We start from the raw sequence: 22,968 nt of genomic DNA, 5'->3' as shown, positions 1-22,968 counted from the left end.
TTGAGTAGTGAAAGGGTGGTCCAAAGAAAGGGGCGGCGTCAAGGTCGCCGCCCCTTATGCGTCAGAAGTCAGTGTGTGTCAGGTCCTGTCAGTCCGTGTCAGGTCCTGTCAGGTCCTGTCAGGTCTCGGTCCGGTACATGAGGTCCGTCTCGTACGTCGTGAATCCGAGCCGCTCGTACACCGACACCGCCGCCTTGTTGTCCGCGTCGACATAGAGCATCGCCGTGGGCAGGCCCTGGGCCGCCAGGTGCCGCAGGCCGATCGTCGTCAGGGCCTTGCCCAGGCCGCCGCCCTGGGCGCCCGGGCGGACGCCGAGGACGTACACCTCGCCGAGCCCCTCCTCCGCGTGGACCTTCGTCCAGTGGAAGCCGATGAGTTCGCCGTCCCGCTCCGCCAGGAAGAACCCCTCAGGGTCGAACCACGCCTCGGCCCTGCGGTCGTCGAGGTCGCGCTGGGCGAGGGAGCCCTGCTCGGGGTGGTGGGCGAAGGCGGCGGCGTTCACGGCGAGCCAGGCCGCGTCGTCCTGGCCGGGCACGAAGGTGCGGACCGTGACGCCCTCGGGGAGCACCGGGTCGGGCAGGTTCAGGTCCGCGAGCGGGCGGCGCATCTGGCGCAGTTCGCGGAACAGGGTCAGGCCCAGGACCTGGGAGAGATGGCGGGCCGCGGAGTGGCCGCCGTGGGCCCACACCCGCAGCCGCTTGCCGGACGCGCCGAGCAGGGCCGAGCCCAGCGCGCGGCCGTGGCCGTTACCGCGGTGCGAGGGGTGGACGACCAGCTCGGCGGCCGGGGCCTCGATCGGGTCGGTGTCCTCCAACTGGGCGTAGCCGACGAGTTCCTCGCCGACGGTCAGCAGCAGATGCGAGACGCCTTCGCGCTCCCCTCCGCGCAACTGGAGCCGCCCCTGCTCGGACACCGCCTGCTGCCCGTCGTTCCGGGCGGCCTCCGCCAGCAGCTCCAGTACGGCCTCGGTCTGCTCGGGGGAGAGCGCGGAGTAGGTCTCGATGGCGCGGATGGGGAGGGGGTGTGCGGTGTCGTCGCTGGTCATGCGTACGAGGGTAAGGCGCGGTCCGGGCAAAGTCCCGGCACAGAAGCAATCAAGGTGTAACCCGGAACCCCCTGTCGCGCTACGCGCGTTGACTCTAGGCTGCCGCCCGACGGGGCCATGTCACTCACGACCCACAGGGGGGCGGATGTCAGCCACATCCCACCAGCACCGCAGACGCCGTACGTACGCATTCGTCGCGACCGCCGCCGCACTCGCCACGGCCGGCGCGCTCGCCGCCGCGCTTCCCGCGACGGCGTCGGCGTCGGCGGGGGAGAGCTCGCAGAAGCACGGCGGCGGGAGCCACTTCAGCCGCTACCAGGACGTCCAGCTGCTGTCCTTCAACGACCTGCACGGCAACCTGGAGCCGCCGGCCGGCTCCTCCGGCCGGGTCACCGAGCTGCAGGCGGACGGCACGACCAAGACCATCGACGCGGGCGGCGTGGAGTACCTCGCCACGCACCTGCGCCAGGCCCGCGAGGGCAACAAGTACTCCATCACCGCGGCCGGCGGCGACATGGTCGGCGCCTCCCCGCTGATCTCGGGCCTCTTCCACGACGAGCCCACCATCGACGCGCTGAACAAGCTCGACCTGGACGTCACCTCGGTCGGCAACCACGAGTTCGACGAGGGCCGCAAGGAACTGGCCCGCCTGCAGAACGGCGGCTGCCACCCGACGGCCGGCTGCTACACGGACAAGGAGTTCGAGGGCGCCGACTTCCCCTACCTCGCCGCGAACGTCCTCGACGAGAAGACCGGCAAGCCGATCCTCAAGCCCTACTGGGTGTGGAAGAAGAAGGACGTCAAGGTCGGCTTCATCGGCGTGACCCTGGAGGACACCCCGGGCGTCGTCTCCGCCGAGGGCGTCAAGGGCCTGAAGTTCAAGGACGAGGTCGAGACGATCAACAAGTACGCCAAGGTGCTCCAGCGCCAGGGCGTGAAGTCGATCGTCGCGCTCATCCACGAGGGCGGCCTCCCGGCCTCGGGCGCGTACAACTACAACTGCGACTCCCCGGGCGCGGGCGACGGCATCTCCGGCCCGATCGCCGACATCGCCAAGAACATCACGCCGTCCGTGGACGCGCTGGTGACGGGCCACACGCACGCGGCCTACGTCTGCACGATCCCCGACCCGTCGGGCAAGCCCCGCATGGTCACCTCGGCGGCGTCCTTCGGCCGGCTCTACACCGACACCACGCTGACGTACGACCGCTTCACCGGCGACATCGCACGTACGGCCGTGAAGTCCGCGAACCACGTGGTCACCCGGGACGTCGCCAAGGCGCCCGACATGACCGCGCTGATCTCGCAGTGGAACACCCTCGCGGCGCCCATCGGCAACCGCGCGATCGGCTACATCTCCGCCGACATCCCGAACTCCGGCACCGAGTCCCCGCTCGGCGACCTGATCGCGGACGCGCAGCTGGCGTACGGCAAGGAGCTGGACGCGGAGGCCGACCTGGCGCTGATGAACCCCGGCGGCATCCGGGCGCCGCTGACCTTCGCGGCCAAGGGCGCCGAGGGCGACGGCGTGGTGACCTACGCCGAGGGCTTCACCGTGCAGCCGTTCTCCAACACGGTCAACCTCCAGGACCTCACCGGCGCACAGCTGGTCCAGGTGCTCAAGGAGCAGGTCAGCGGTACGAACGCGGCCTCCCCGAAGATCCTCCAGATCTCCTCGGGCCTGACGTACACGCTGGACCTGACGAAGTCGGGTGCGGACCGTGTGGTGGCGGACTCCGTCAAGCTGAACGGTGCGGCCATCGACCCGGCGGCCACCTACCGTGTCGCGACGAACAACTTCCTCGCGGGCGGCGGCGACGGCTTCCCGACGCTGGGCCAGGGCACCAACGACCTGGTCGGCACGGACGATCTGACGGTGCTGGAGAAGTACCTGACGGCCAACTCCACGGCCACGAACCCGATTCAGCCGCCGGCGGCGAAGCGGATCACCGTCGTCCAGTAGTGCGTGAAGTGGCGTGAACTAGATCGCAAACCTCCGGTAGAGGTTGCGGGTGGGGGGCGTGTACATGGTCGGATGGGCCGATGCGTTCCCCCCACCACATAACGGCGCATCCTTATACAAACCCCTACGAAGAATTGGGCAGGCTGGACAACGGTCCCCTTGATCAGTTCCTTGTCGAGGACATAGAGGAACCGCCGCAGGAGGCGGGTGCCCAGGACGATCCCTGGGCCCCGCCCAACCATCGCCGCACCGGCCGCCGTCGGCGGCGCGGCCGTTTCGCGGGCCTTCCGCTCGCACTGAAAGCGGTCGTCGGCCTCGTCGTCCTCGCCTCGTTCCTCACCCTGGCCGACCGCTGGGCACTGCTCTACGCCGAACGCAGAGCCGCGGACACCCTCAAGGACCGCCTGCATCTGGCGGCGGCACCCGAGGTCGAGATCGACGGCTTCCCCTTCCTCACCCAACTCGCCGACGAACGGCTGGACTCGGTCAAGGTGACCGTCCCCGACGTGGCCGCCGACCGGGTCTCGCTGGCCCAGGTGACGGCGACGGCGACAGACGTACGACTGGACACCGACGGTCCGACCTCGGTGCGCGGCGCCGACGTCCCCCATCTGGAGGGCGACGTCCTGCTCTCCTTCGCCGACCTGAACCGCGAACTCGGCGCGTCCCAGGTGACGTTCACCGGTGAGGGCCACGACCGGGTCCGGGCGCGCGGCACCCTGCCGGTCGCCGGGCATGACCTACGGCTGCGCGCCGAGGCCCGGATCGTGCGCAACGGCGAGCGCGGCATCGCGACGCACATCGGCGGAATGCGCCTGGACATCGGCGACCTGGCCACGTATCGCCCCGGCGCCCGCACCGCGCAGGGCCTGCACCTGAGCCGCACGTCGGTGGCGCGTCTCGCCCACGAGACCCGCAAGGCGAAGGCGCTGCTGTCCATCCCGTCGGTGGTACGGCGGCTGGGCGTGCCCGACTCCCTGGTCCAAGAGGCCCTGCGCAACGAGTCCAAGCTCACCGACCTGATCGGCACCCCGCGCTTCCTGCGCCAGGCCATGCGCCTGAACCTGATCGACCTGGCCCTGGAGCACCCGAAGCTCCTGGCCCTCCTCGGCTTCGACCCCGCCCTCCTGGACGCCCTGCCCCGCCTCACCCGCCCGGTCCTCACCGACCAGCTGTCCCTGGGCTTCCGCCTTCCGGAACCGCCGAGCGGGCAGGTGCGGCTGCGGGACGTGCGGGTGGAGAAGGACGGGATCAGGGTGCGACTGGAGGGGGCTGGGCTGGCGGTGGGCCGCTGAGGCCGGTTCCCGGGCTCCCGGGATCCCCGGGAGCCCGGCTCTCCAGCGCCGCCAGTGCCTCGGCCGCGTCGTCGCGGTCGCGCGCTGCCCTTCGCAGGGCGCGCAGGGTCGGTGCCCTGAACTCCTCTCCGAGGCGGCTCAGGGTCGTCACCGCCCTGTCCAGGTCGTCGGAGTCGGACGTGCGTCCGTCGACGATGCCGAGGAGCACCTTTGCCGCCTCGGGCCAGTGGGCCCGGCCCAGGGAGATGAGGAAGTCGGCCAGCTCCTGCTGGTTGTCCGCGCGGTCCAGGCGACCGAGCGGGGCCCGGGCGAGGGCCTTCGCCGCCATGTCCACGTACGGCTCACCGAGCTCCGCCAGCTCCTTCGCCGCCATCGCACGTTCGAAGTACTCGGCCCCTGGCCGGCTGATGATGCCGCGCAGGATCCGGGCGGCGTCCGGCTTGTACTGCTCGCCGAACTCGACGAGTGCCTCGGCCATCTCCTCGCGGTCGTACGAGGAGACCCACCGGCGGCGGGCCGCCTTGCGGATCGCCTTCGCCGCGAGGCCGGTGCACGGCTCGCCGAGACCGGCCATGACCTCGGCCGCGAGGTCTCCGTGGTGCCAACGCCGCAGGGCGGTGCACAGTGCGCGCACCGCCTGCGGCCGGTGGCGCTCGCCGAGCCGGAGCAGCAGCTCCACGGCGCGCTCGAAGTCGTCCTCCTCGACTCGCCGCTGGGTGGCCACGGCGTGCAGCACGCGCGCTGCCTCCTCGGCGTAGTCACGGTCGAGGCCGACCAGGATGTCGACGGCCCGCAGCCGTTCACCGGGGCTCGTGCCCCGGTCGGCGACGACCGCCCGCAGCACGTCGGTGTCGACGGGCACGTGCGGTCCGCCGAGCAGCAGCAGACCGCGCGCGGCGTCGCGCCGGGTCCGCGCAGAGGCGTCCGGCCGGGTCATGCCGGCGGACAGCACGGACGCCGCTTTCGCGAGGTGGGCCGAGCCGAAGTGCGCCAGGGAGTCCGCGGCGGCGTGGCGGTCCGCCGCGCCGCCACCGGGGTCGCACAGGACGCGGGCCAGGTCGGGCGCGAACTGGTCGAGGTACCCCTCGCCGGCGGCTCGCAGCGCCTCCACCGCCTGCTCACGCAGGCCTGCGTGGACGGACGGGGAGGTGAGCAGCGTCCGGAACAGCGAGGTGTCCGTCGGAAGACGGAGGCGGTCGAGAAGGAGCAGACCACACGTGGCGGTGAGCCGGTGTGCCGTCGAAGTGCCGGCCGCCGCGACCAGTTCCCGCAGCGATCGTTCGGCGGTGCCGAGCTGCGGTTCACCCCACTCGAGCAACCGGGTTGCCGCGGCCCGCTGCTCGATGACGCCCCGGGATTCAGCGAGCAGCGTGCCCATGGCCCGGTCCACCATCTCGATGGAGGGTTCACCCTGCTCGGCCGGCCTCCTGCCGGCGTCCAGGGGCATACCCGCGCGCTCCGCGCCGGGTGACGAGGCGAGTTCCGGTACCCGGTGCGTCGCCACCGCGTCGGACAGCTCGCGGAGGCGACGCAGACCCTTCTCCAACGCTGCGACCCTCTGGCCGGCAGGCACATCGGGGTCGTCGCCGAGCGTGCGCCAGGCGGAGCCCGCCTGCTCGACGTACCCCGAGCCGAGTCCGGTCAGCAGGTCGGCGCAGGCCACGCGATCGTGCCAGTCGTTGCGCGGATCATCGACGACGGCCCGGAGCCATGTCGCGGCCTGTTCGAGGTACGGTCCGCCGAGGCCGGCCAGTCTGCCCACCGCATACCTGCGGTCATGTCCGTCGGCGAACGGGTCGTCGAGGATCGCCCGGATCACCTGGGCTGCCGCCGGTGCGTGGGCCTCACCCAGTTCGCACAGCCTGCGCACCCATTCCATTCGCTGGAATGGGGAGGTCGTGGGAGCCGCGGCGAGCCGCACCATCCGGCGTGCCGACTCCCGTTCGTACTCTCCGCCGAGTTTCGCGAGCTGCTCGATCGCCCGCCCGCCGGCGAACTCCCCGGATCCGGCACCGTCGACGAGAGCGATCAGCGCTGCGGCGGCCTGGGCGACGTACTCGTCCCCCAGGGTGGCCAAAAGGGCAGCGGCGTCGGTCCGGTCCCAGGCGTGGGCGCGGGGGTGCCCCAGCACCCCGTGCAGGGCTGCCGCCGCCTCCGCCGTGTGTTCCGGGTGGTACTCGACCAGGTACTTCGCCGCGTCGGCCAACAGCTCCGGACTCACCGCCGGGTCGGTCGCCATCCGCCGCAGAGCCAGGGCGGCACTGGCGGCGTCGTGGGTCATCAGCGCCATCGCGGCCCACACCCGCCGCGGCCCCGTGCCCCGGGCGCTGTCCCGGAGATACGCCGTCACCCCGGCGTTGCGCATGAGGCCCAGCAGATCCCAGGCCGTTGCCTCCGTGTCAGCGCCGCGCGGGATCTCCATGGTCGCGAGGAACCGCTGGTAGTGGACGTCCTGCGCGGGACAGCCCTCCGCGAGCAGCTCGCCGGCCAGCAACTGGTCGTCGTCCGGGCCCTGTTGGAGCCAGTCGAGCAGCGCCTGTCCGCCGCCGCGGTGACGGTGGCCGTAGTGCACGAGGGCGGTGCGGTGGAGCTCCGCCAGGGGGTGGGCGCCACGGCCGGACGCGGCCACGATCGTCGTACGCCACTGGTACGCACCCGGGTCGAAGGCGTCCGGCAGGCGGTCCGCCAGCCGCTGCGCGGCCAGGTGCTCGGTGAACGTCGTGTGCAGGAAGTCCAGGTCGCGCCCTCGGCGCACGAACATGCCGGTGCCCAGCAGCGCGTCGGTGATCGCGTCGGGCCAGCCGTCCAGCGGGGGCACCGCGCCGAAGTGCCGGCCGTCGGCGTCGGTGGCGGTCTCCTCCCACCAGCGCCGGGCGACCTGCGGCAGATCCCGTGCGCCGTCGGCGATCTGGGCGTACGCGAGATGCTCCAGCAACTCCTCGATCCGCTCCCGCAGTTGGGTGACCGCGTGCGGTCCGTGCCGCGTTCCCGAGGCGCGCTCGGCGAGGTCGTGCCACAGCTCCCCGACCTGCTCGCGCTTGGTGGCGCGCAGGTGCGCCCGGTACTCCTCGTACAGCGCCCAGCGGTTGTCGGGCAGGGGGCGGTCGGCGGCGTTCTCGAAGACCACGGCGGTGACGGTGGCCAGCAGGGGGTTGCGGAGCAGGTCGCCGATGCCGGTGTCGTCGATCTGCCGGAGGAACTCCGCGGCGGGGTCGGGCCCTTCGGAGTCCCCGCGCGAGTCCCTGAACCAGGTGTGGGCGAACTCCTCCAGTCGCTGCCGGTCGAACGGGTCGAGGACGTAGGGCTGGAAGCCCGCCCGCGACAGCTCCTCCCTGCCCTCGGGGTCGTGGCGGGTGGTGACCAGCATGCGTAGGCCATCCGGCTGTTCGCCTGCGGCCTGGTCGGCGAGGAGGTGGATGAGACGGCTGCGGCGGTCGTGGTGCACCTCGTCGAGCGCGTCGACCAGCACCAGCCAGCGGGCGCCGTGCGGGAGGCGGGGCAGGGTGCCGTTCCCGGTGTCGAGGCCGGTCGCCGCCGCGACGGCGCTCTCCAGGGAGTGCTCAGGGCCGGTGAGCCGCGTCGCGGTCACCCACAGCGGGACGAGCCGGCCGTGCCCGGTGGCGGAGGCGAGCGCCGCGTCCCCGAAGTCGAGGGCGCAGCTGTGCAGCAGCGTGGACTTGCCGGCACCCGGTCCCGCCTCGACGAGCGCGTGTGCGGCCCCGCTCTCCCGCCCGCTCTCGTCGTGGGCGAGCACCTGCTCCAGGCGACGGGGCGGTCCGACCGCGGTGGCGTGCTTCGCCGTGCCGGAACCCGATGTCGGACCGAGCCCGCGCGCCCTGCCGGGGCCGGCCGGCGAGGGCGGCCCGGACGCGCCCTCCAGGCCGTGCGGCGGCGCGAGTCCACCGACGTGCCGGGCGTCCGCCCCGACACCGTCCGTCGGCTCACCGGCGACCTTCTCCTCCTGCTGCCGGCTGAGGAGCTGGCGGACGTACACCGCGGTGAGCCGGCGCGGGCGGCGGTCCTGCCGGAAGCGGTGCGGGAGTTCGTCGGCCGCCTTGCGCTGCCGGGACAGCACCGCCCGGACGTCGTCCGGCAGCCAGTGCGCGGGCCCGGGCGCCCGGACGGTGGGCGGGCGCACCGGGACGGGCGCCGGTTCCACGCCGTGCTCGGCGAGCAGCGCGAGGAAGGCCGGGTCGGTCAGAGCGGACAGGTCCGTGCCGGTGGTGCTGCGCCGACCGCCGGCCAGCCGGTGACTGGTGGCGATACCGGCCAGCAGGCCCTCGCGCTTGGTGAGGATGCCCGCTCCGGAGAAGCCCGCCCAGGGCGAGGTGCCGGGGGCGCCGGCCGGTGGGTCGCTGGTGTGCTGGGCGAGCTGGAACTGATGCCTGGTGCGGTCCGAGCCGAGCTGGACGGTGGCGTCGATCTGATGGCTCCGGGGCCGCGAGTCCTCCACGGTGAACTGGGGAAAGCCGACCGCGTGCACCGCGATCTGGCCCATCTCGTACGGCAGTTCGGCGAAGCGGAGCGGTGGCAGCGTGCCGCGCTCGGTGTCCAGGACGAGGAGCGCGAGGTCGCGTCCGGCGTGCGGTACGACGCGGCGCACCGGCAGGGGAGTGGCGGGCCGTCCGTGGTGTACGGGGCTGACGGGACGTAACTCGTAGCGCCAGGTCGCGTCCTGTACCGCGTGGGCGGCCGTGATGGCCAGGTCGCCCACCAGGAGCAGGCCGGAGGCGACGAAGAACGGCCGGTCGTCCGGGCCGCGGCCGACGATCTGCACGACGCGGTCGAGAGGGTTCGGCGTGCGGTCGGGAGGGTTCACCATGATCGGCCGGTCACTCGTCCGTCAGGTGCACCCGGTCGGCCGGGTCGGAGCCGGTCAGGACCCGGCCTCCGTCCGCCGTCTCGGCCTTCAGCTGAAGGGAGACGGTGTGCGTGACGGCGGTGCTGCCGGCGGCCTTCGCGTCGGCCGACAGCACCCAGAACTTCACTCCGCCGCCCGCTTCCAGGCTGTCGGTGACAGAGACCTGGAGATCCAGGTTGACCGTCTCGACGTGGAGGCGGACCGGCTGGCCGTCGGCCTCCAGGGCGGCTTGGGACAGTTCGTTGCGCAGTGCCCTGAGCGCGTCCGCGAGTCTGATCTCCACCGCAGTCCCCCTTCTGATGGAGGCATGCTAGTCGCGTATTAAGTCCTGTGTGAAGTCCGGTTTGGTTCCGGGAATTCTCTGAGAAATTCTCTCAGGCTCAATTAATAGAGGTCTCAGCGGAATTGGCGATTTCCTGGTTCGGGCTCCCGTAACGTTTTCCGTGTCGAAAGAAATTCGGCATAGGAAACAGCAGGAACAAAGGAGAGCATGATGAGCTTCCACAAGATCGCCCCCGTCAAGAAGACCCGCAAGCCCGCCGCCCCGGCCCCGGCGCCGAAGAAGAAGCCCACCGCGAAGAAGGCCGCGCCGAAGCGGCGTCCGGTCGCGCACAAGGGCTGAGGCCGACGGAAGAGGCGGGGTCACCGGAGCGCTCGGGCTTCGGGATCCCGCCTCCGGCATGTCCGGGCTTTCCCGGCATCGGAGAGGGACTTGAGCATGAGGGAAGTGCGTACGGCGTTCCGCCGGTTCTGGCCGCTGACGTGCGGGGACCGCAGGTGGCTGGTCGTCATCGTGGCCTGCGTGGTGGTGTCCGCGCTGGCCGAGACCGCGTCGATCCTGCTGTTCGCCGAGCTCACCGACCATGCGCTCAAAGCCGGTTCGCTGTCGGCGTTCTGGGGCCCGGCGGCGGCCTGGCTGGGCGTCGCCGTGCTGGGTGCGCTGGTCGGATATCTGGGCAATTCGCTGGCCACCTGGACCGCCGAGAGATTCGTGCTGCGGCTGCGCGCGAAGGTGTTCCGGCACGTCCAGGACCTGCCGCCGCACTTCTTCCAGCAGCACCGCCGCGGTGACCTGGTCGAGCGGCTCACCGGGGACGTCGAGGCCATCGAGGAGATGGTCGTCTCCGGCGTGGTCGGCACCGTCGCGGCGGTGTTCTCGGCGGTCTTCTATTCGGCGGCGGCCCTCTGTCTGCGCTGGGACCTGGCCCTGGCCACCTTCGTGCTCGCGCCCCTGTTCCTGCTGGCCGCCCGCCGCTTCTCCGGCCGTATCCGCACCGCCGCCCAGGACGAACGGGTCGCCGACGGCTCGATCACCTCGGTCGTCGAGGAGTCCCTGGGCAACGTCGTCCTCACCCAGGCCTACAACCGCCGCCGGGCCGAGGAGAAGCTGCTCGACCGCGAGGCGCGGGCCTGGATGAAGGCGTCCGTGCGCGGCGCGCGGCTCGGCGAGATGTACGAGCAGTTCGTCGAGGTCGTCGAGACGATCTGCGTGCTGACCGTGATCGGCCTGGGCGTCTGGGAGATCTCGGCCGGCCGTATGACGCTGGGCCAACTCCTCGCTTTCGCGGCCTTCATCGGCTACCTCTACCCGCCGGTCCGCAACCTCGGCCGGCTCGGGCTCACCCTCACCGCCGCCACGGCCGGCGCCCAGCGCCTCGGCGAGATCCTGGACGCGGAGCCGGCGGTCACCGACCCGGCCGACCCGGTCGCGCAGTGGCCGGTGCGGGGCCGGGTCGGCTTCCACGGGGTGACCTTCGGCTACCCGGGGTCGGCCAGGGAGTCCGTGAAGGACCTGACCTTCACGGTCGGCCCCGGCGAACTGATCGTCGTCACCGGCCCGTCCGGCGCCGGCAAGTCCACGACCGCGGGGCTCCTCACCCGCTTCTACGACCCCGCCGCGGGCGTGATCACCCTGGACGGCGTGCCGCTCCCGCACCTGGGACTGGAGTTCCTGCGCGAGAACGTGGCCCTGCTGCCCCAGGAGACCCTGATCCTCAACGGCACCATCCGCGAGAACATCGCGTGCGGCCGGCCCGGCGCGAGCGAGGCGGACATCGAGCAGGCGGCACGCGCGGCGGCGGCCCACGACTTCATCACCGCGCTCCCCGAGGCCTACGACACCCCTGTCGCCCCCGGCGCGGCGGCCCTGTCCGGCGGACAGCTGAAGCGGATCACCATCGCCCGCGCGATGCTCCGCGCCGCCCCCGTCCTGGTCCTCGACGAACCCACGGCCGGCCTCGACGCGGTGGCCGCCCGCCAGATCGTCCAGCCACTGCGCCGCCTGATGTCCGGCCGCACCACGATCATGATCACCCACGACCTGAGCCTGGCACCGGACGCGGACCGGGTGCTGGTCATGGACGGCGGGCAGCTGGTGGAGACGGGAACGCACGCGGAGTTGGTGGGGCGGGGCGGGGTGTATGCGGGGCTGGCGGGACCGGGCCCGCAGGACACGCTGGTCCTGTTTCCCACCTCGGGGTGACTCCCCCCCCCGGCATGCTCGGCCCCCACTGACGCCGAGCATGCCGGGGCCCCAGGACGCCCTCGGTCGTCAGGTGACCGGGTGGACGTGCTGGGTGGTCAGTTCGTAGCGGGCGCCGACTATGGCCAGTTCGCCGGAGGACACCTTCGCGGCGAGGTCGGGCTCGGCGGCGAGGGCGGCGCGGACGGCCCGTACGTTGGCGTCGATGGTCGAGTCGACGCGGGCGTCCCCCTCCTTGGTGCGGTCTATGTTCGGGGCTATGCGGTCGGCTATGTACTGGATGTGCGCCGGCAGTTGCTCGCCGGACTCGTCCGCCGCGACGGCGGCCTTCACGGCGCCGCACGACTGGTGTCCGAGCACCAGCACCAGCGGGATGTCCAGTTCGAGCACCCCGTAGGCGACGCTGCCGAGTACGGCCTCGTCCAGGACCTCACCGGCGGAGCGCACGGTCATCAGGTCACCCAGGCCCTGGTCGAAGACCAGCTCCGGCGGGACCCGCGAGTCGATGCAGCCGAGGACGAGGGCGAAAGGATGCTGACCGGACGTCAGACTCTGGCGGACGGTGGGCGATTCGTTCGGGTGCTGCTGGCGGAAGGTGCGCCAGCGCCGGTTGCCCGCGGCCAGCTCACGCAGAGCTTCCTCGGGGGTGCCGGGCCGACGGCGGGAGGCAGGGGTGGCGGAGGCGGGAGCCGCGCCGAGGGCGGCGGTGGCCCCCAGTGCCGCGGCTCCGGTGAGCCCGGCCCGCAGGAGTGCGCGGCGGGCGGGGGAGGCAGGGGCGAACCGCGTGTGGGCGGATGCTGCGGTCGGCTCGGCGCCGACTGATCTCTCAGCGTTCACGGCTGGGAACGTACGCTCGAATGACCGGACAAACGTTCGCGTTACTGAATCATGGCCGGGCGCGGGGAAGCCATGATCCAACGTTGGTCCGCTCTTGGTGTTCTCCCGCGCCCGCCTTGACCTTCGAGGCTGTCGAGGCGCCTCAGCCGGCCGTCGGCGTCCAGTCCCCGAGCCAGTCGGCGACCTCCTGCCCGGCCGCCTGCGCGTCGGTCAGCTGGGGCCGCTCGGAGCTCGCCGAACCGGCGCCCGGGCCGGTGTTCCGGTACTCGGCGAAGCGGTCGTCCTTCCAGGGGAAGCCGCCCATGTCCGACCAGGGCGTCGACTTCACGGCCGCGCTCAGGGTGCTGTCCCGGACCGTGGTCTGCGGGTCGACGGTGGTGTCACCGCCGGGGTGCCAGTTGCGGCCGAGGTAGTAACTGCCGCTCGCGACATCGCCGTTGACGGTGGACCGGTTGAGCAGGATGCCCTTGCGGTTGCCGGGCGTGCTCGGAGCGGTGACGTAGCCGGCCGAGGTGCCGTTCCAGCGCTTCTTCAGGGTGATGACCGAGCGGTCGATGACGGCGGAGGCCCGGCCGAAGATGAAGTCGACGTTGCCGGTGATGTAGGAGCCCGCGATGTAGACACGGCCGAGCTTGTCCTTGGCGGCGGTCTCCAGCTCCAGGGTGTCCTGGTCGCCGTTGACGATCAGCGAGTCGAGGACGACCTTGTCGGCGGTGGTGAGCAGCGCGACCGCCTGATGGCCGGAGAGGGACTGGTTCGCGGCCTCGTCGAAGTCGTTGGTGACGGTCAGGTTGCGGACCTGGGAGTCGTCCGACTGGACGGAGAGCGTGGCGCTGCCGGGGGTGCCGTACGTGCCCGAGCCGTCCGGCTTCTGCATGCCCGCCGCGTTGCCGTAGACGATGACCGTGTCCTTGCGGCTGCCACCCGTGCCCTGGACGGTGACGTGCGGCTTGCCGGCGGGGATCTTCACGACCTCGCGGTACGTCCCCGGCTTCACGGCGATCACGACACGGGAGGCGTTGTTCGCGGGTACGGCGTTCACGGCGGCCTGCACGGTCCGGTACTGCCCGCTGCCGTCCTTGGCGACCGTGAGGGTGGTCGCGGCCTTGGTGCTCGCGGCGGCGCCGCTGGTCGTACCTATGGAACCGCGCGGCCCCGCACCCGACGTGAGGAGCGAGGGCACGTTCGCCGCCGGGTCGAGCGTGTACGGGTAGAAGCTCTTCGGATCGAAGGCCGTACCGCCGCTCTCGTTACGGCCGCTGGTGCCGGAGAAGACGTTGCCGCGCTGGACGAGCGTCGCGGTGGCGTCCTTGATGACGGGGTTGTTGACGCCCTGGAAGGAGGAGTTCTCCAGGACCATCGCCGTCCTTCCGCGCGAGTAGTTGCCGTACGACGACTTGATGTCGGTGCCGGCGACGTCCTCCAGGAAGTTGTTGTAGAGGTGCGCGTGGGCGGCGTTGTCGGCGGAGGGGTTGCGCTGCTCGGTCTCGCGGATCCAGTTGTGGTGGATCGTGATGTCGGTGACGACGTTGTCCGTCCACCCGATCCCGAAGGCCTTGTTGTCGTTGCTCAGCTTGTTCCAGGAGACGGTCACGTTCGTGCTGTCCTTGCGGACGTCGATGAGCCCGTCGGCCATGTGCCGCAGATCGTTGTGGTCGATCCACACGTGATGGGCGCCGTCCATCTGGATCGCGTCGAAGTCGTGGTCCTTGTCGTTCCAGACGCCCTGGTACGCGTCCCGGATGGTCAGGTTCCGGATGATCACGTTGTGCACACCGGAGCCGAGGAAGAAGCCGCCGCCGACGATGTGCCCGGAGGTCCCGGACCCGACGATGGTCTTGTCGGACTGAACCTTGATCTCCTTCCCGACCGGGTTCATGTTGATGGTGGCGGCCACGACGATGACGTACGGCTCGGCGGCCGTGGCGTACTTCTCCAGCTCGGCCTGCGTCCTGACGGTGACGATCTGCCCGTCCCGGCCGCCGTAAGTCCCGTTCTGCCCAAGGGAGTTGACGGAGGCGAATCCGTCGGCGGCGGCTGTGGCCCAGGCGGGCGCCGCGGCGGTGGCGGCGGACGCGCGCTGCTGGGCGCCGGAGCCGAGGAGGCCGAGGTCGGTGCCGTAGGCGAGGGTGCCGGCGGCGGCCAGGGCGAGGGGGACCCCGACCGCCAGGGCTTTGCGGCTTCTGCGGTGCCGGGCCTTGCCGTGCTGCTCACTCATGCGGTGATCCGTTCCGTGCGGGGGGATGATCCGGGGATCTGTCGCCGCCTCGCCGGGAAAGGTTGCCGCCCCGCAGGCCGCGAAGAGCCGTCGGTCACCTGTGACGCAGCTCACGCCACCTGAAGCGAACTCCTGCCTCCCCGCCCCGTCTTGTGTGCGCACGCCGGCTCAGGCGTCGCCAACTCACGTGAAGCAAACGCAGACTTGGAAAGGGCAGGAATGTGTTCGATCGGGTAGCAGGGATTACCGTCCGGTGGCCCAAAGCCGTTCTCCTCGCCGCCGCAGTACTCGTCGCCGTCATGGGCGTTGTGGGTGCGGGAGCCTTCGGAAAGCTGGTGGGTGGCGGCTTCGACGACCCCGATGCGCAGTCGACGGCCGCGCATCAGGTCATCAACGACAAGTTCGGCGGGCAGACGAACCTGATCCTCCTGGTCTCCGGCGGTGACAAGCAGGTCACCGACCCGGAGGTGGAGCAGGGCGGCCGGCAGCTGGTGGCCGAGCTCCGCAAGGAGACCGAACTCAGCAACGTCATCTCCTTCTGGAACACGGACAGCGATGCGCTCAAGGCCCGCGACGGCCGTTCGGCCATGGTGCTGGCTCATGTGAAGGGCGACGAGGCGACGCGGGACACCAACTCCAAGGACGTCATCGACACCTACGTGGGCGAGCGCGACGGGCTGACCGTCCGGGCCGGCGGCGGCACCGCCGTCAGCGCCGAGTTGTCGGACCAGGTGCTGAAGGATCTCCTGCTCGCGGAGATCATCGCCGTACCGCTGACGCTGTTGCTGCTGCTGATCGTCTTCGGCGGAGTGGTCGCCGCGCTCCTGCCGCTTGCCATCGGCACGGTGGCGGTGGCGGGCACGTTCGCCGAGCTGTCCCTTCTGGGCAGTGCCACCGACGTCTCGATCTTCGCGATCAACCTGACCACCGCCCTCGGCCTCGGTCTCGGCATCGACTACGCGCTGCTGATGATCAGCCGCTTCAGGGAGCAGCTCGCCCAGGGTGCGCCCGTCGAGGACGCGGTCCGCACGACCGTGCACACGGCGGGGCGTACGGTCGTGTTCTCCGCCGCCACCGTCGCCGTAGCGCTGACCGCGCTCCTTGTCTTCCCCCAGTACTTCCTGCGCTCCTTCGCCTACGCCGGTGTCGGCGTGGTCGTGATCGCGGCCGTGAGCACGCTCTTTGTGATGCCGGCTCTGCTCATGCTGCTGGGACACCGCATCAACAAGGGCCGGCTGCCCTGGCCCAAGTCCGGCCACCACCGCGAGAAGCGGCCGTTCTGGGGCCGGCTGGCCGGCACCGTCATGCGCCGCCCGGTGCTGACGGGAGTGCCGGTGCTGGCCGTGCTGCTGCTCGCCGCGTCGCCGCTCATGGGCGTCTCGTTCGGTACGCCCGACGAGCGGGTGCTCCCTCAGGACGGGGAGAGCCGGCAGGTCTCCGCGATCCTGCGGAGCGACTTCACCGGGGACGACGACGGGGCGATCCAGGTCGTCGTCACCGGGGCCATGGACTACGAGAACGTGGACAGCTACGCCGGGAAGCTGGCGGGTCTGGGCGGCGTCGCCCGCGTGGAGGCGGTCACCGGCACCTATACCCGGGAAGGTTCGGTCGCTCCGGGCCCGGCGAACGAAGCCCTCGGCCGCCCCGACGCGCAGCGCCTGAGTGTCTTCCCCGCCGCCGAGCCCGGGTCGCAGGAGGCCCAGGATCTCGTCGGGACGCTGCGGTCCGTACCGGCGCCCTCCGGTACCGAGGAGGTGCTGGTGGGCGGCGAGGACGCCGAACTCGTGGACGCCAAGGAGTCGATCGCGAGCCGGCTGCCGCTGGCCGCGGGGATCGTCGCGGTCACCACGTTCATCCTGCTCTTCCTGTTCACGGGGAGCATCGTCCAGCCGATTCGCGCGCTGGCCTTGAACATCATCAGCCTGGCGGCGGCCATCGGTGCCATGACCTGGATCTTCCAGGAGGGCAACTTCAGCGATGTGCTGGGCTTCACGGCACAGCCGATGGACACGTCGATGACGGTCCTGCTGTTCTGCATCGCCTTCGGCCTGTCCATGGACTACGAGGTGTTCGTCACCAGCCGGGTCAAGGAGTTGCACGACGCGGGCGAGAGCACCGAGGACGCCGTGGTGCACGGCCTCGGCCACACCGGCCGCATCGTCAGCGCCGCCGCCGTCCTCCTCGCGGTCGGCTTCTTCGCCTTCGGTACCGCGAAGGTCAGCTTCATGCAGATGTTCGGCCTCGGCAGCGGCCTGGCGATCCTCATCGACGCCATCGCGGTGCGCGGCGTACTCCTGCCGGCCGCGATGCGTCTGCTCGGCCGCGCGGCCTGGTACGCCCCGGGCCCGCTGCGCACCTTCCACGACCGCTTCGGAATCAGCGAGAGCGGTCCCGCCCACCCCACGCACATCCAACGGGAAACCCCCCTCACAGAAAGTGTTTAGGAAATGCGCAAGTCAATGATGTCCGCAGTCGCCACCGCTGCTTTCGGCACCATGGTGTTGACGGGCTGCATGGGTGACGACTCGGACGACGCGTCGTCGTCCGCCTCCTCCCCGTCCCCGTCCGCCTCCTCGCCGGCTGCCGCGTCCCCGTCCGCCGCGGCGTCGGACGAGGCCGCGCCGGACGCGGCCGCGGACAGCCAGGCCCCCGTGAAGCTCGACGGCGGCTGGGTCGGCTCGTCGGACGTCGACGAGGTCGCCATGATCGTCAAGGGCGACAAGGTCCAGCTCGCCTTCCGGAGCACGGACGGCAAGAGCATGCACGCCTGTGAGGGCCTGCTCAAGCAGACGTCGATGCAGCTGAGTTGCGTCGACAAGACCAACAAGGACCGGGTGAAGGGCACGGTGGAGATCTCGACCGACAAGAAGATCGCCATCGCCTGGGCGTCAGGGAAGAAGGACCTCCTGACCAAGAGCGGCAACGGCCAGGTCGACTTCTCCCAGTGGGGCCTGCCCGCGCCCGCGGCCGGCTGAGCCCTCCCCTCCCTCGCCCACGGCGGCACGTCCCTCCCCCCGACGCGGGGGGACGTGCCCGGGTGGGCGCCGACCCTGTCCCGCACAGGATCTGACGCACACCCACATGCCGTCACATGACGGGCAGGACCTCGATGGCCTGTACCGGCCTGGGGTGGAAGAGCCGCAGCTGGAGCGCCCGGCCGGCGGCGTCGAGGGACATGAGCCAGGCCACGGAGGGCGGGCAGTGCTCGGGGTGGTCGGCCGGATTGAGGATGTCCATCTCCCAGATGGTCAGCGACCGCCCGGCGACGGCGTTGACCAGGCGCTGACGCACACCGTCCTCGATGTCGCTGTGCATGCCGCGCACGAGGATGTCCCGGTCGGCGATCCTGTCCCTCCCCCTGAGCAGGGCGACGTCGGGCGACCAGCGCTCGGTGACCAGCTTGCCGAAGTGCCCGCACTCGGCGGCGTCGAGCGTCTCACGGGCCTCGACGCGGCTGGCGCGGACGCGCTGTTCGGTATCGGAGTGCGCGGCGTCGGCGGTGGCGGCGAGGGCGGCGGCGAGCTTGACCCGCCCCTGGCTGAGCCGGCTGCGCACCGTGCCGACCGGCACCCCGCACGCCTTCGCGATCTGCTCGTACGAGGTGACCTGGGCGGTGAAATGCCGTAGCACCAACGGCATCCGGAGCGCCGGAGACAGCTCCTCCAACGCCTCCCATATCCAGTCCCGCAACGCGTTCTGCTCCAGCCACCGCGCCGGATCGGCGTCGTCCGACGGCAGTTGGAGCTCGTCCACCGGCTGCAGGAGAGCGGATCTACGCAGCACGGTCCGGCCGGCGTTGCGCACGATCATCCGCAGCCACGCGCCCACGGCCTGCGGATCACGTACGTCGCCGATCCGCCGCAACGCGGTCAACGCCGCGTCCTGCATCACGTCATCGGCATCCGCACCCGGCCCCAGAATGCTCAACGCGACCGCCCGCATCCCCGCCCGATGCCGCTCCAGCAGCACACCCAACGCGGCGACCTCACCCGCCTGCGCGGCACGGGTCAACCTCGCATCCTCAAGCCGAGCAGCCTCAGCCCAGTCCCTGATCATGGATTCCCTCAGGTGTTGGTGTCGGTCGCCCACAAAGTAGCGCGGTCGGCCGACAGGACCCCGCGACCCAGTGACGCACGTCACACGATCCCGAGCGAACTTTGCGACGCCGTCGGCGTCCTGTCGATGCCCTCGACAGGATTCAAGAGAACGGGAACGGGACCATGAAGGTGAACGGCAACGGGAACGCGAACGTGAACGAGCGATCAGATCTTGAACCGCTGCTCGCCAACTGCCGTGACTACTGGCTCGGCTGGGGAGCCTCCGAAGTCGCTGACGGCGAGCTCACCTACTATCGCAGCGGGCTCGCCGACGGCCAGCTCAACGGAGTTCTGCGGCTGAGCGACACCGACCAGCTGGAGCGGACGGTCAGCCACGCCGTCAGCCGGATGGCCGGACTCCCGTGGATGTGGTGGGTGGGGCCGGACAGCGCCCCGGACATGGCGAACAGGCTCGTCGACCACGGTGCCGTGAAGCTCGGGTCCTCGCCGGTCATGTCCGTCCGCCTCGATCGCCTCGCCCCCGCCGAGGGGCCGGCGGATCTGAAGATCGAAACGGTCGAAGGGTTCGACGCGCTGAGCGAGTGGGTGCGGGCGTTCATCACCTCGTTCGGCGTGACACCGGAGATCATCGACGACGCGGCGCGCATCGAAGCGCAACGCCCGGACTCGGCCCGGATCACTCGCTTCGCCGGGCGCCGCGACGGGCGCATCGTGGGCACTTCGCTGCTGTACGAAGCGCACGGCGTGGCGGGCGTCTACGTCGTGAGCACCGCCCCCGACCACCGACGGCAGGGAATCGGAACCACCCTCAGCACGGCGGCTCTCACGGCGGGACGGGAGCGCGGCCTGAGCGTCGGCACACTGCAGGCCAGCCCGCTCGGCGCCCTCGTATACCCCCGCATGGGGTTCGAGACCGTGGCCGAGTACGAGCTCTTCGCCATCCCCGCCGCCTGAGCTCTCCGAAACGAGGCCGCCGATGAGTTGGCGTGTCACCCGACGGCCCGCCCGCTGATCTTCGTGGCGTCGTCCTGGTCGGCGTTCGGGGAGGACGTCAAGGGCGAGGCGGGCATGAACGCCATCAGATGAACCGGGCGGAGAACGGGACCCCAAGGGTTATGGCACGTCTATGGTGGAGTCATGGCAGAGAACACGACCATTCAGGTGTCCCGGCAGGCCCGCGACCATCTCGCGCAGGTCGCCAAGGAGCGCGGGATGACTCTGGGACAGCTCGTCGAGCAGCTGGCCTCGGAGCAGCCGACGGCAGAGCAGATTGCCCAGCGGGTGGCGGCCGACCGGCAGGTCGTCCGTGACGTGATCGGCGTCGACATCAGCGACGAGGAGTTCGACAAGGCGCCCGACGTGCTCGGCAACATCTACAAGATCGCTGCTGAGAAGATGCGCAAGGCGCAGGTTGCGGCCGCGTGATCATTCTGGACACCGGTGCCACCCGAGCGCTCGCGGAGGGGCACAAGACACTGAACCTTCTCGCCGGGAACATGGCGAGTTCCCCGGGCGACCTGCTCCGGATTCCCGCCCTCTGCCTCATGCAGGCGGAGTCGGAGGACGCGGGGGCTGCGGGCCGAGTTCTCGCGTTCTCTTCGGTCGTCGTCGACGACTTGAACACAAGTGCGTCGGTCACTGTCGGCACCATGATCAGGGATGGCTACGGCGGCCCTGACATCTGCCACGCCCTCTACTGCGCACTGCCGCGTGCCGAGTTCACAGGGATGTCGATTCTGCTCACGGACCGTGAACAGAACTATCCGCCCGGCGTGGTCACCGTCGACATCGACTCCCCGGGCATGCTCGGCTTCTGCTGACCTCCGCGTCGAAGGAGCACATCGATCATGGCTGCCCACGCTGCGGAGCCAGATGTCGTTCTCCCTCCCAGGAAGCCGACCCCGACTGAACGCCCTACACCGCCTCCGGAGGAGCCGTAGGCGCCCCCGGCAACCGCACCGTCACCACGGTCCCCCCGCCCTCCGCGCGGGCCAGCGTCACCTGGCCGCCACCCTGCTCGACCGTCCGCGCCACGATCGACAGGCCCAGTCCCGAGCCCGGCAGGGCCCGCGCACTCGGCGAACGCCAGAAGCGGTCGAAGACGTGGGGGAGTTCGTCGGCAGGGATGCCGGGGCCGTGGTCGCGGATGGTCAGGACACCGTCGTGCAGGGCGACCTCGATCGTGCCGGACGCGGGGCTGAACTTCACCGCGTTGTCGAGGATGTTGACCACCGCGCGTTCGAGGGCCGCCGGTTCCGCCCGCACGTACCAGGGCCGGATGTCCGCGGTGATCGTCAGCTCGGGGCCGCGCAGCCGGGCCCGGCGCAGGGCAGCCTCGACCGTGTCCTCCAGCGAGATCACCTGCACGCGCTCACCCCGCTGCCCCTCCGAGCGGGACAACTCCTGCAAGTCGCCGATCAGGGCGGCCAGTTCGGTCATCTGCGCCTTGACGGAGGCGAGAAGGGCCTTGCGGTCCGCCTCGGGGATCGGGCGGCCCGTCTCCTCGCTGCGGGTGAGGAGTTCGATGTTCGTGCGCAATGACGTCAGGGGCGTACGGAGCTCGTGGCCCGCGTCCGCGATGAGCTGCTGCTGGAGCTCGCGGGAGCTGGCCAACGACGAGGTCATGGAGTTGAAGGATCGGGAGAGCCGGGCGACCTCGTCCTCGGCGTCGTCCTCGACCGGGATACGGATGTTCAGGTCCTCGGTGCGGGCGACGTGTTCGACGGCCTCGGTGAGCTTGTCGACGGGGCGGAGGCCGGCACGGGCGACGGCCAGGCCGGCTGCGCCTGCGCCGAGTACTCCTACGCCGGAGACGAGGAGGAGGATCAGGGCCAGTTCGTTGAGCGTCGATTGCGTGGTGTTGAGAGGCACGGCGATCATGAGCGCGGCGCCGGGGTACAGCTGTGGCTCCGAGCCGATCCCTTGAGTGGTGACATACAGCGGCACCGTCAGCACCCGTACGGAGTTGCCCTCCTCGTCGGTGCCGTTGCGGGTGTTCTTGCTGTTGCCCGAGTCCTTGACCACCTGCTTGTCGGAGTTGGTCGTCCTCACCGTGCCTTCGGAGTTCGACGAGACGCATGCCGTCCCGTCGGTCTTCACGAGCTGGAGATAGATGGTGTCCCGTGCCCGGAAGGTATTGGCGGTCTCCTGCGGCTCCTTGGGGCACTCGGTGAGCGTGGCCGCGACCGCGGCGTACGGCTGAGGCTTCGCCGCCTTCTCGAGGTCCTCGTCGACCTGGGCGTACAGCTTCCCCTGCACAATGAACCAACACGTCACCGAAACCGCCGCCACCGCGAACGCCACCGCCGCCGCCACCAGCAACGCCAGCCGCGAGCGAATCGGCAGCGAGCGGAACCGGCGTAGAACCCTGCTCACTCCGCCCCGCCCTGTCGCAGCACATACCCCACGCCCCGAACCGTGTGCACGAGCCGCGGCTCACCACCCGCCTCGGTCTTGCGGCGCAAATACATGACGTATACGTCCAGGGAGTTCGACGACGGCTCGAAGTCGAAGCCCCAGACCGCCTTGAGGATCTGCTCACGCGTCAGCACCTGGCGCGGATGCGCCATGAACATCTCCAGCAGCGTGAACTCCGTACGGGTCAGCTCCACCGGCCGCCCACCGCGCGTGACCTCCCGCGTCGCGAGATCCATGCGCAGGTCGGCGAAGGTCAGCGCCTCGTCCTCGTCGGCAGGGCTCGCACCGGCCGCCGCCGCGTAGGAGCTGCGCCGCAGGAGGGCGCGGACGCGGGCGAAAAGCTCGTCCAGTTCGAACGGCTTGACCAGGTAGTCGTCGGCCCCCGCGTCCAGCCCGGTGACGCGGTCGCCGACCGTGTCGCGGGCCGTGAGCATCAGGATCGGCGTCGTGTCACCGGCGCCGCGGATGCGGCGGGCGGCGGTCAGGCCGTCCATGCGGGGCATCTGGATGTCGAGGACCACGAGGTCGGGCCGGTAGGCGGTCGCCTTCTCCAGGGCGTCCGCGCCGTCGACCGCGACCTCGGTGTCGTATCCCTCGAAGGCGAGGCTGCGCTGGAGTGCTTCCCGCACCGCCGGCTCGTCGTCGACGATCAGGATGCGCTGGGGGTCACGGTCGCCATCGGCGGGGCTCATGGGCTCGGGCAACAGCAAGAACACCCGCAACGGCACCGACGAGGAGGGCAACTCCGTACGGGTGCTGACGGTGCCGCTGTATGTCACCACTCAAGGGATC

General features: G+C 70.7%; 17 protein-coding genes. 9 read left to right on the top strand and 8 right to left on the bottom strand.

Annotated features, from left to right (window positions below; genetic code table 11):
* Positions 1 to 118: 118 nt before the first annotated feature.
* Positions 119 to 1,045 carry a mycothiol synthase gene (gene mshD, locus EAO75_RS40950; protein WP_148000111.1) on the bottom strand — a complete coding sequence of 309 codons (927 nt, stop codon included), beginning with the start codon at positions 1,043 to 1,045 and terminating at the stop codon, positions 119 to 121.
* Positions 1,046 to 1,190: 145 nt separating this feature from the next.
* On the opposite strand from mshD, the gene EAO75_RS40945 reads away from it, so the two are divergent.
* Together EAO75_RS40945 and EAO75_RS40940 are read left to right on the top strand one after the other, a co-directional pair.
* Complete coding sequence (locus EAO75_RS40945; RefSeq protein ID WP_148000110.1) at positions 1,191 to 3,008, top strand: bifunctional metallophosphatase/5'-nucleotidase; 1,818 nt, start codon at positions 1,191 to 1,193, stop codon at positions 3,006 to 3,008.
* Between the two features lie 80 nt (positions 3,009 to 3,088).
* The gene (locus EAO75_RS40940; protein ID WP_148000109.1) at positions 3,089 to 4,303 is read left to right on the top strand and encodes a DUF2993 domain-containing protein; all 1,215 of its coding nucleotides are present in this window, start codon (positions 3,089 to 3,091) and stop codon (positions 4,301 to 4,303) included.
* Here EAO75_RS40940 and EAO75_RS40935 read toward each other — a convergent pair.
* On the bottom strand, positions 4,260 to 9,125 hold the full coding sequence (locus EAO75_RS40935) for a serine protease (protein WP_148000108.1): 4,866 nt from the start codon (positions 9,123 to 9,125) through the stop codon (positions 4,260 to 4,262). The two genes, EAO75_RS40940 and EAO75_RS40935, sit on opposite strands and share 44 nt — an antisense overlap.
* Positions 9,126 to 9,135: 10 nt before the next feature.
* Entirely contained in the window at positions 9,136 to 9,447 is a 312-nt protein-coding gene (locus EAO75_RS40930) for a trypco2 family protein (protein WP_148000107.1), read from the bottom strand.
* Positions 9,448 to 9,657: 210 nt separating this feature from the next.
* Here EAO75_RS40930 and EAO75_RS47915 point away from each other — a divergent pair, with 210 nt between their 5' ends.
* Positions 9,658 to 9,786, top strand: a complete 129-nt coding sequence (locus tag EAO75_RS47915; RefSeq protein WP_261989624.1) for a hypothetical protein — start codon at positions 9,658 to 9,660, stop codon at positions 9,784 to 9,786.
* Positions 9,787 to 9,882: 96 nt separating this feature from the next.
* Entirely contained in the window at positions 9,883 to 11,646 is a 1,764-nt protein-coding gene (locus EAO75_RS40925) for an ABC transporter ATP-binding protein (protein WP_148000106.1), read from the top strand.
* A 69-nt stretch (positions 11,647 to 11,715) separates the two neighbouring features.
* On the opposite strand, the gene EAO75_RS40920 is transcribed toward EAO75_RS40925, so the two are convergent.
* Together EAO75_RS40920 and EAO75_RS40915 are read right to left on the bottom strand one after the other, a co-directional pair.
* Positions 11,716 to 12,483, bottom strand: a complete 768-nt coding sequence (locus EAO75_RS40920) for a carbonic anhydrase (protein ID WP_148000105.1) — start codon at positions 12,481 to 12,483, stop codon at positions 11,716 to 11,718.
* Positions 12,484 to 12,625: 142 nt separating this feature from the next.
* Positions 12,626 to 14,701 carry a pectinesterase family protein gene (locus tag EAO75_RS40915; RefSeq protein ID WP_148000104.1) on the bottom strand — a complete coding sequence of 692 codons (2,076 nt, stop codon included), beginning with the start codon at positions 14,699 to 14,701 and terminating at the stop codon, positions 12,626 to 12,628.
* Between the two features lie 221 nt (positions 14,702 to 14,922).
* Here EAO75_RS40915 and EAO75_RS40910 point away from each other — a divergent pair, with 221 nt between their 5' ends.
* Positions 14,923 to 17,145, top strand: a complete 2,223-nt coding sequence (locus tag EAO75_RS40910; protein WP_148000103.1) for an MMPL family transporter — start codon at positions 14,923 to 14,925, stop codon at positions 17,143 to 17,145.
* Positions 17,146 to 17,214: 69 nt separating this feature from the next.
* Positions 17,215 to 17,676 carry a hypothetical protein gene (locus EAO75_RS40900; protein WP_187284777.1) on the top strand — a complete coding sequence of 154 codons (462 nt, stop codon included), beginning with the start codon at positions 17,215 to 17,217 and terminating at the stop codon, positions 17,674 to 17,676.
* Positions 17,677 to 17,788: 112 nt separating this feature from the next.
* On the opposite strand, the gene EAO75_RS40895 is transcribed toward EAO75_RS40900, so the two are convergent.
* Complete coding sequence (locus EAO75_RS40895; protein WP_148000101.1) at positions 17,789 to 18,757, bottom strand: RNA polymerase sigma factor; 969 nt, start codon at positions 18,755 to 18,757, stop codon at positions 17,789 to 17,791.
* Between the two features lie 194 nt (positions 18,758 to 18,951).
* Between EAO75_RS40895 and EAO75_RS40890 the strand changes: the two genes are divergently transcribed.
* From EAO75_RS40890 to EAO75_RS48385, 3 genes are all read left to right on the top strand, one after another.
* Positions 18,952 to 19,713: a GNAT family N-acetyltransferase gene (locus tag EAO75_RS40890; protein ID WP_187284776.1), complete on the top strand. Its 762-nt coding sequence runs from the start codon at positions 18,952 to 18,954 to the stop codon at positions 19,711 to 19,713.
* Between the two features lie 183 nt (positions 19,714 to 19,896).
* Complete coding sequence (locus EAO75_RS40885; RefSeq protein ID WP_148000099.1) at positions 19,897 to 20,184, top strand: hypothetical protein; 288 nt, start codon at positions 19,897 to 19,899, stop codon at positions 20,182 to 20,184.
* 224 nt (positions 20,185 to 20,408) lie between these two features.
* Positions 20,409 to 20,579, top strand: a complete 171-nt coding sequence (locus tag EAO75_RS48385) for a hypothetical protein (RefSeq protein ID WP_315987678.1) — start codon at positions 20,409 to 20,411, stop codon at positions 20,577 to 20,579.
* Positions 20,580 to 20,673: 94 nt separating this feature from the next.
* Here EAO75_RS48385 and EAO75_RS40875 read toward each other — a convergent pair whose 3' ends face one another.
* Together EAO75_RS40875 and EAO75_RS40870 are read right to left on the bottom strand one after the other, a co-directional pair.
* On the bottom strand, positions 20,674 to 22,134 hold the full coding sequence (locus EAO75_RS40875; protein ID WP_148000097.1) for a sensor histidine kinase: 1,461 nt from the start codon (positions 22,132 to 22,134) through the stop codon (positions 20,674 to 20,676).
* On the bottom strand, positions 22,131 to 22,868 hold the full coding sequence (locus tag EAO75_RS40870) for a response regulator transcription factor (protein ID WP_148000579.1): 738 nt from the start codon (positions 22,866 to 22,868) through the stop codon (positions 22,131 to 22,133). Before EAO75_RS40870 ends, EAO75_RS40875 begins: the two co-directional genes overlap by 4 nt.
* Positions 22,869 to 22,968: the final 100 nt, after the last annotated feature.

It is taken from the genome of Streptomyces sp. UW30 (assembly GCF_008042075.1).
In the GTDB taxonomy this organism is placed as follows: domain Bacteria; phylum Actinomycetota; class Actinomycetes; order Streptomycetales; family Streptomycetaceae; genus Streptomyces.
The sequence above is the reverse complement of the archived record's forward strand: the minus strand, read 5'-3'. Positions and strand labels throughout refer to the sequence as shown.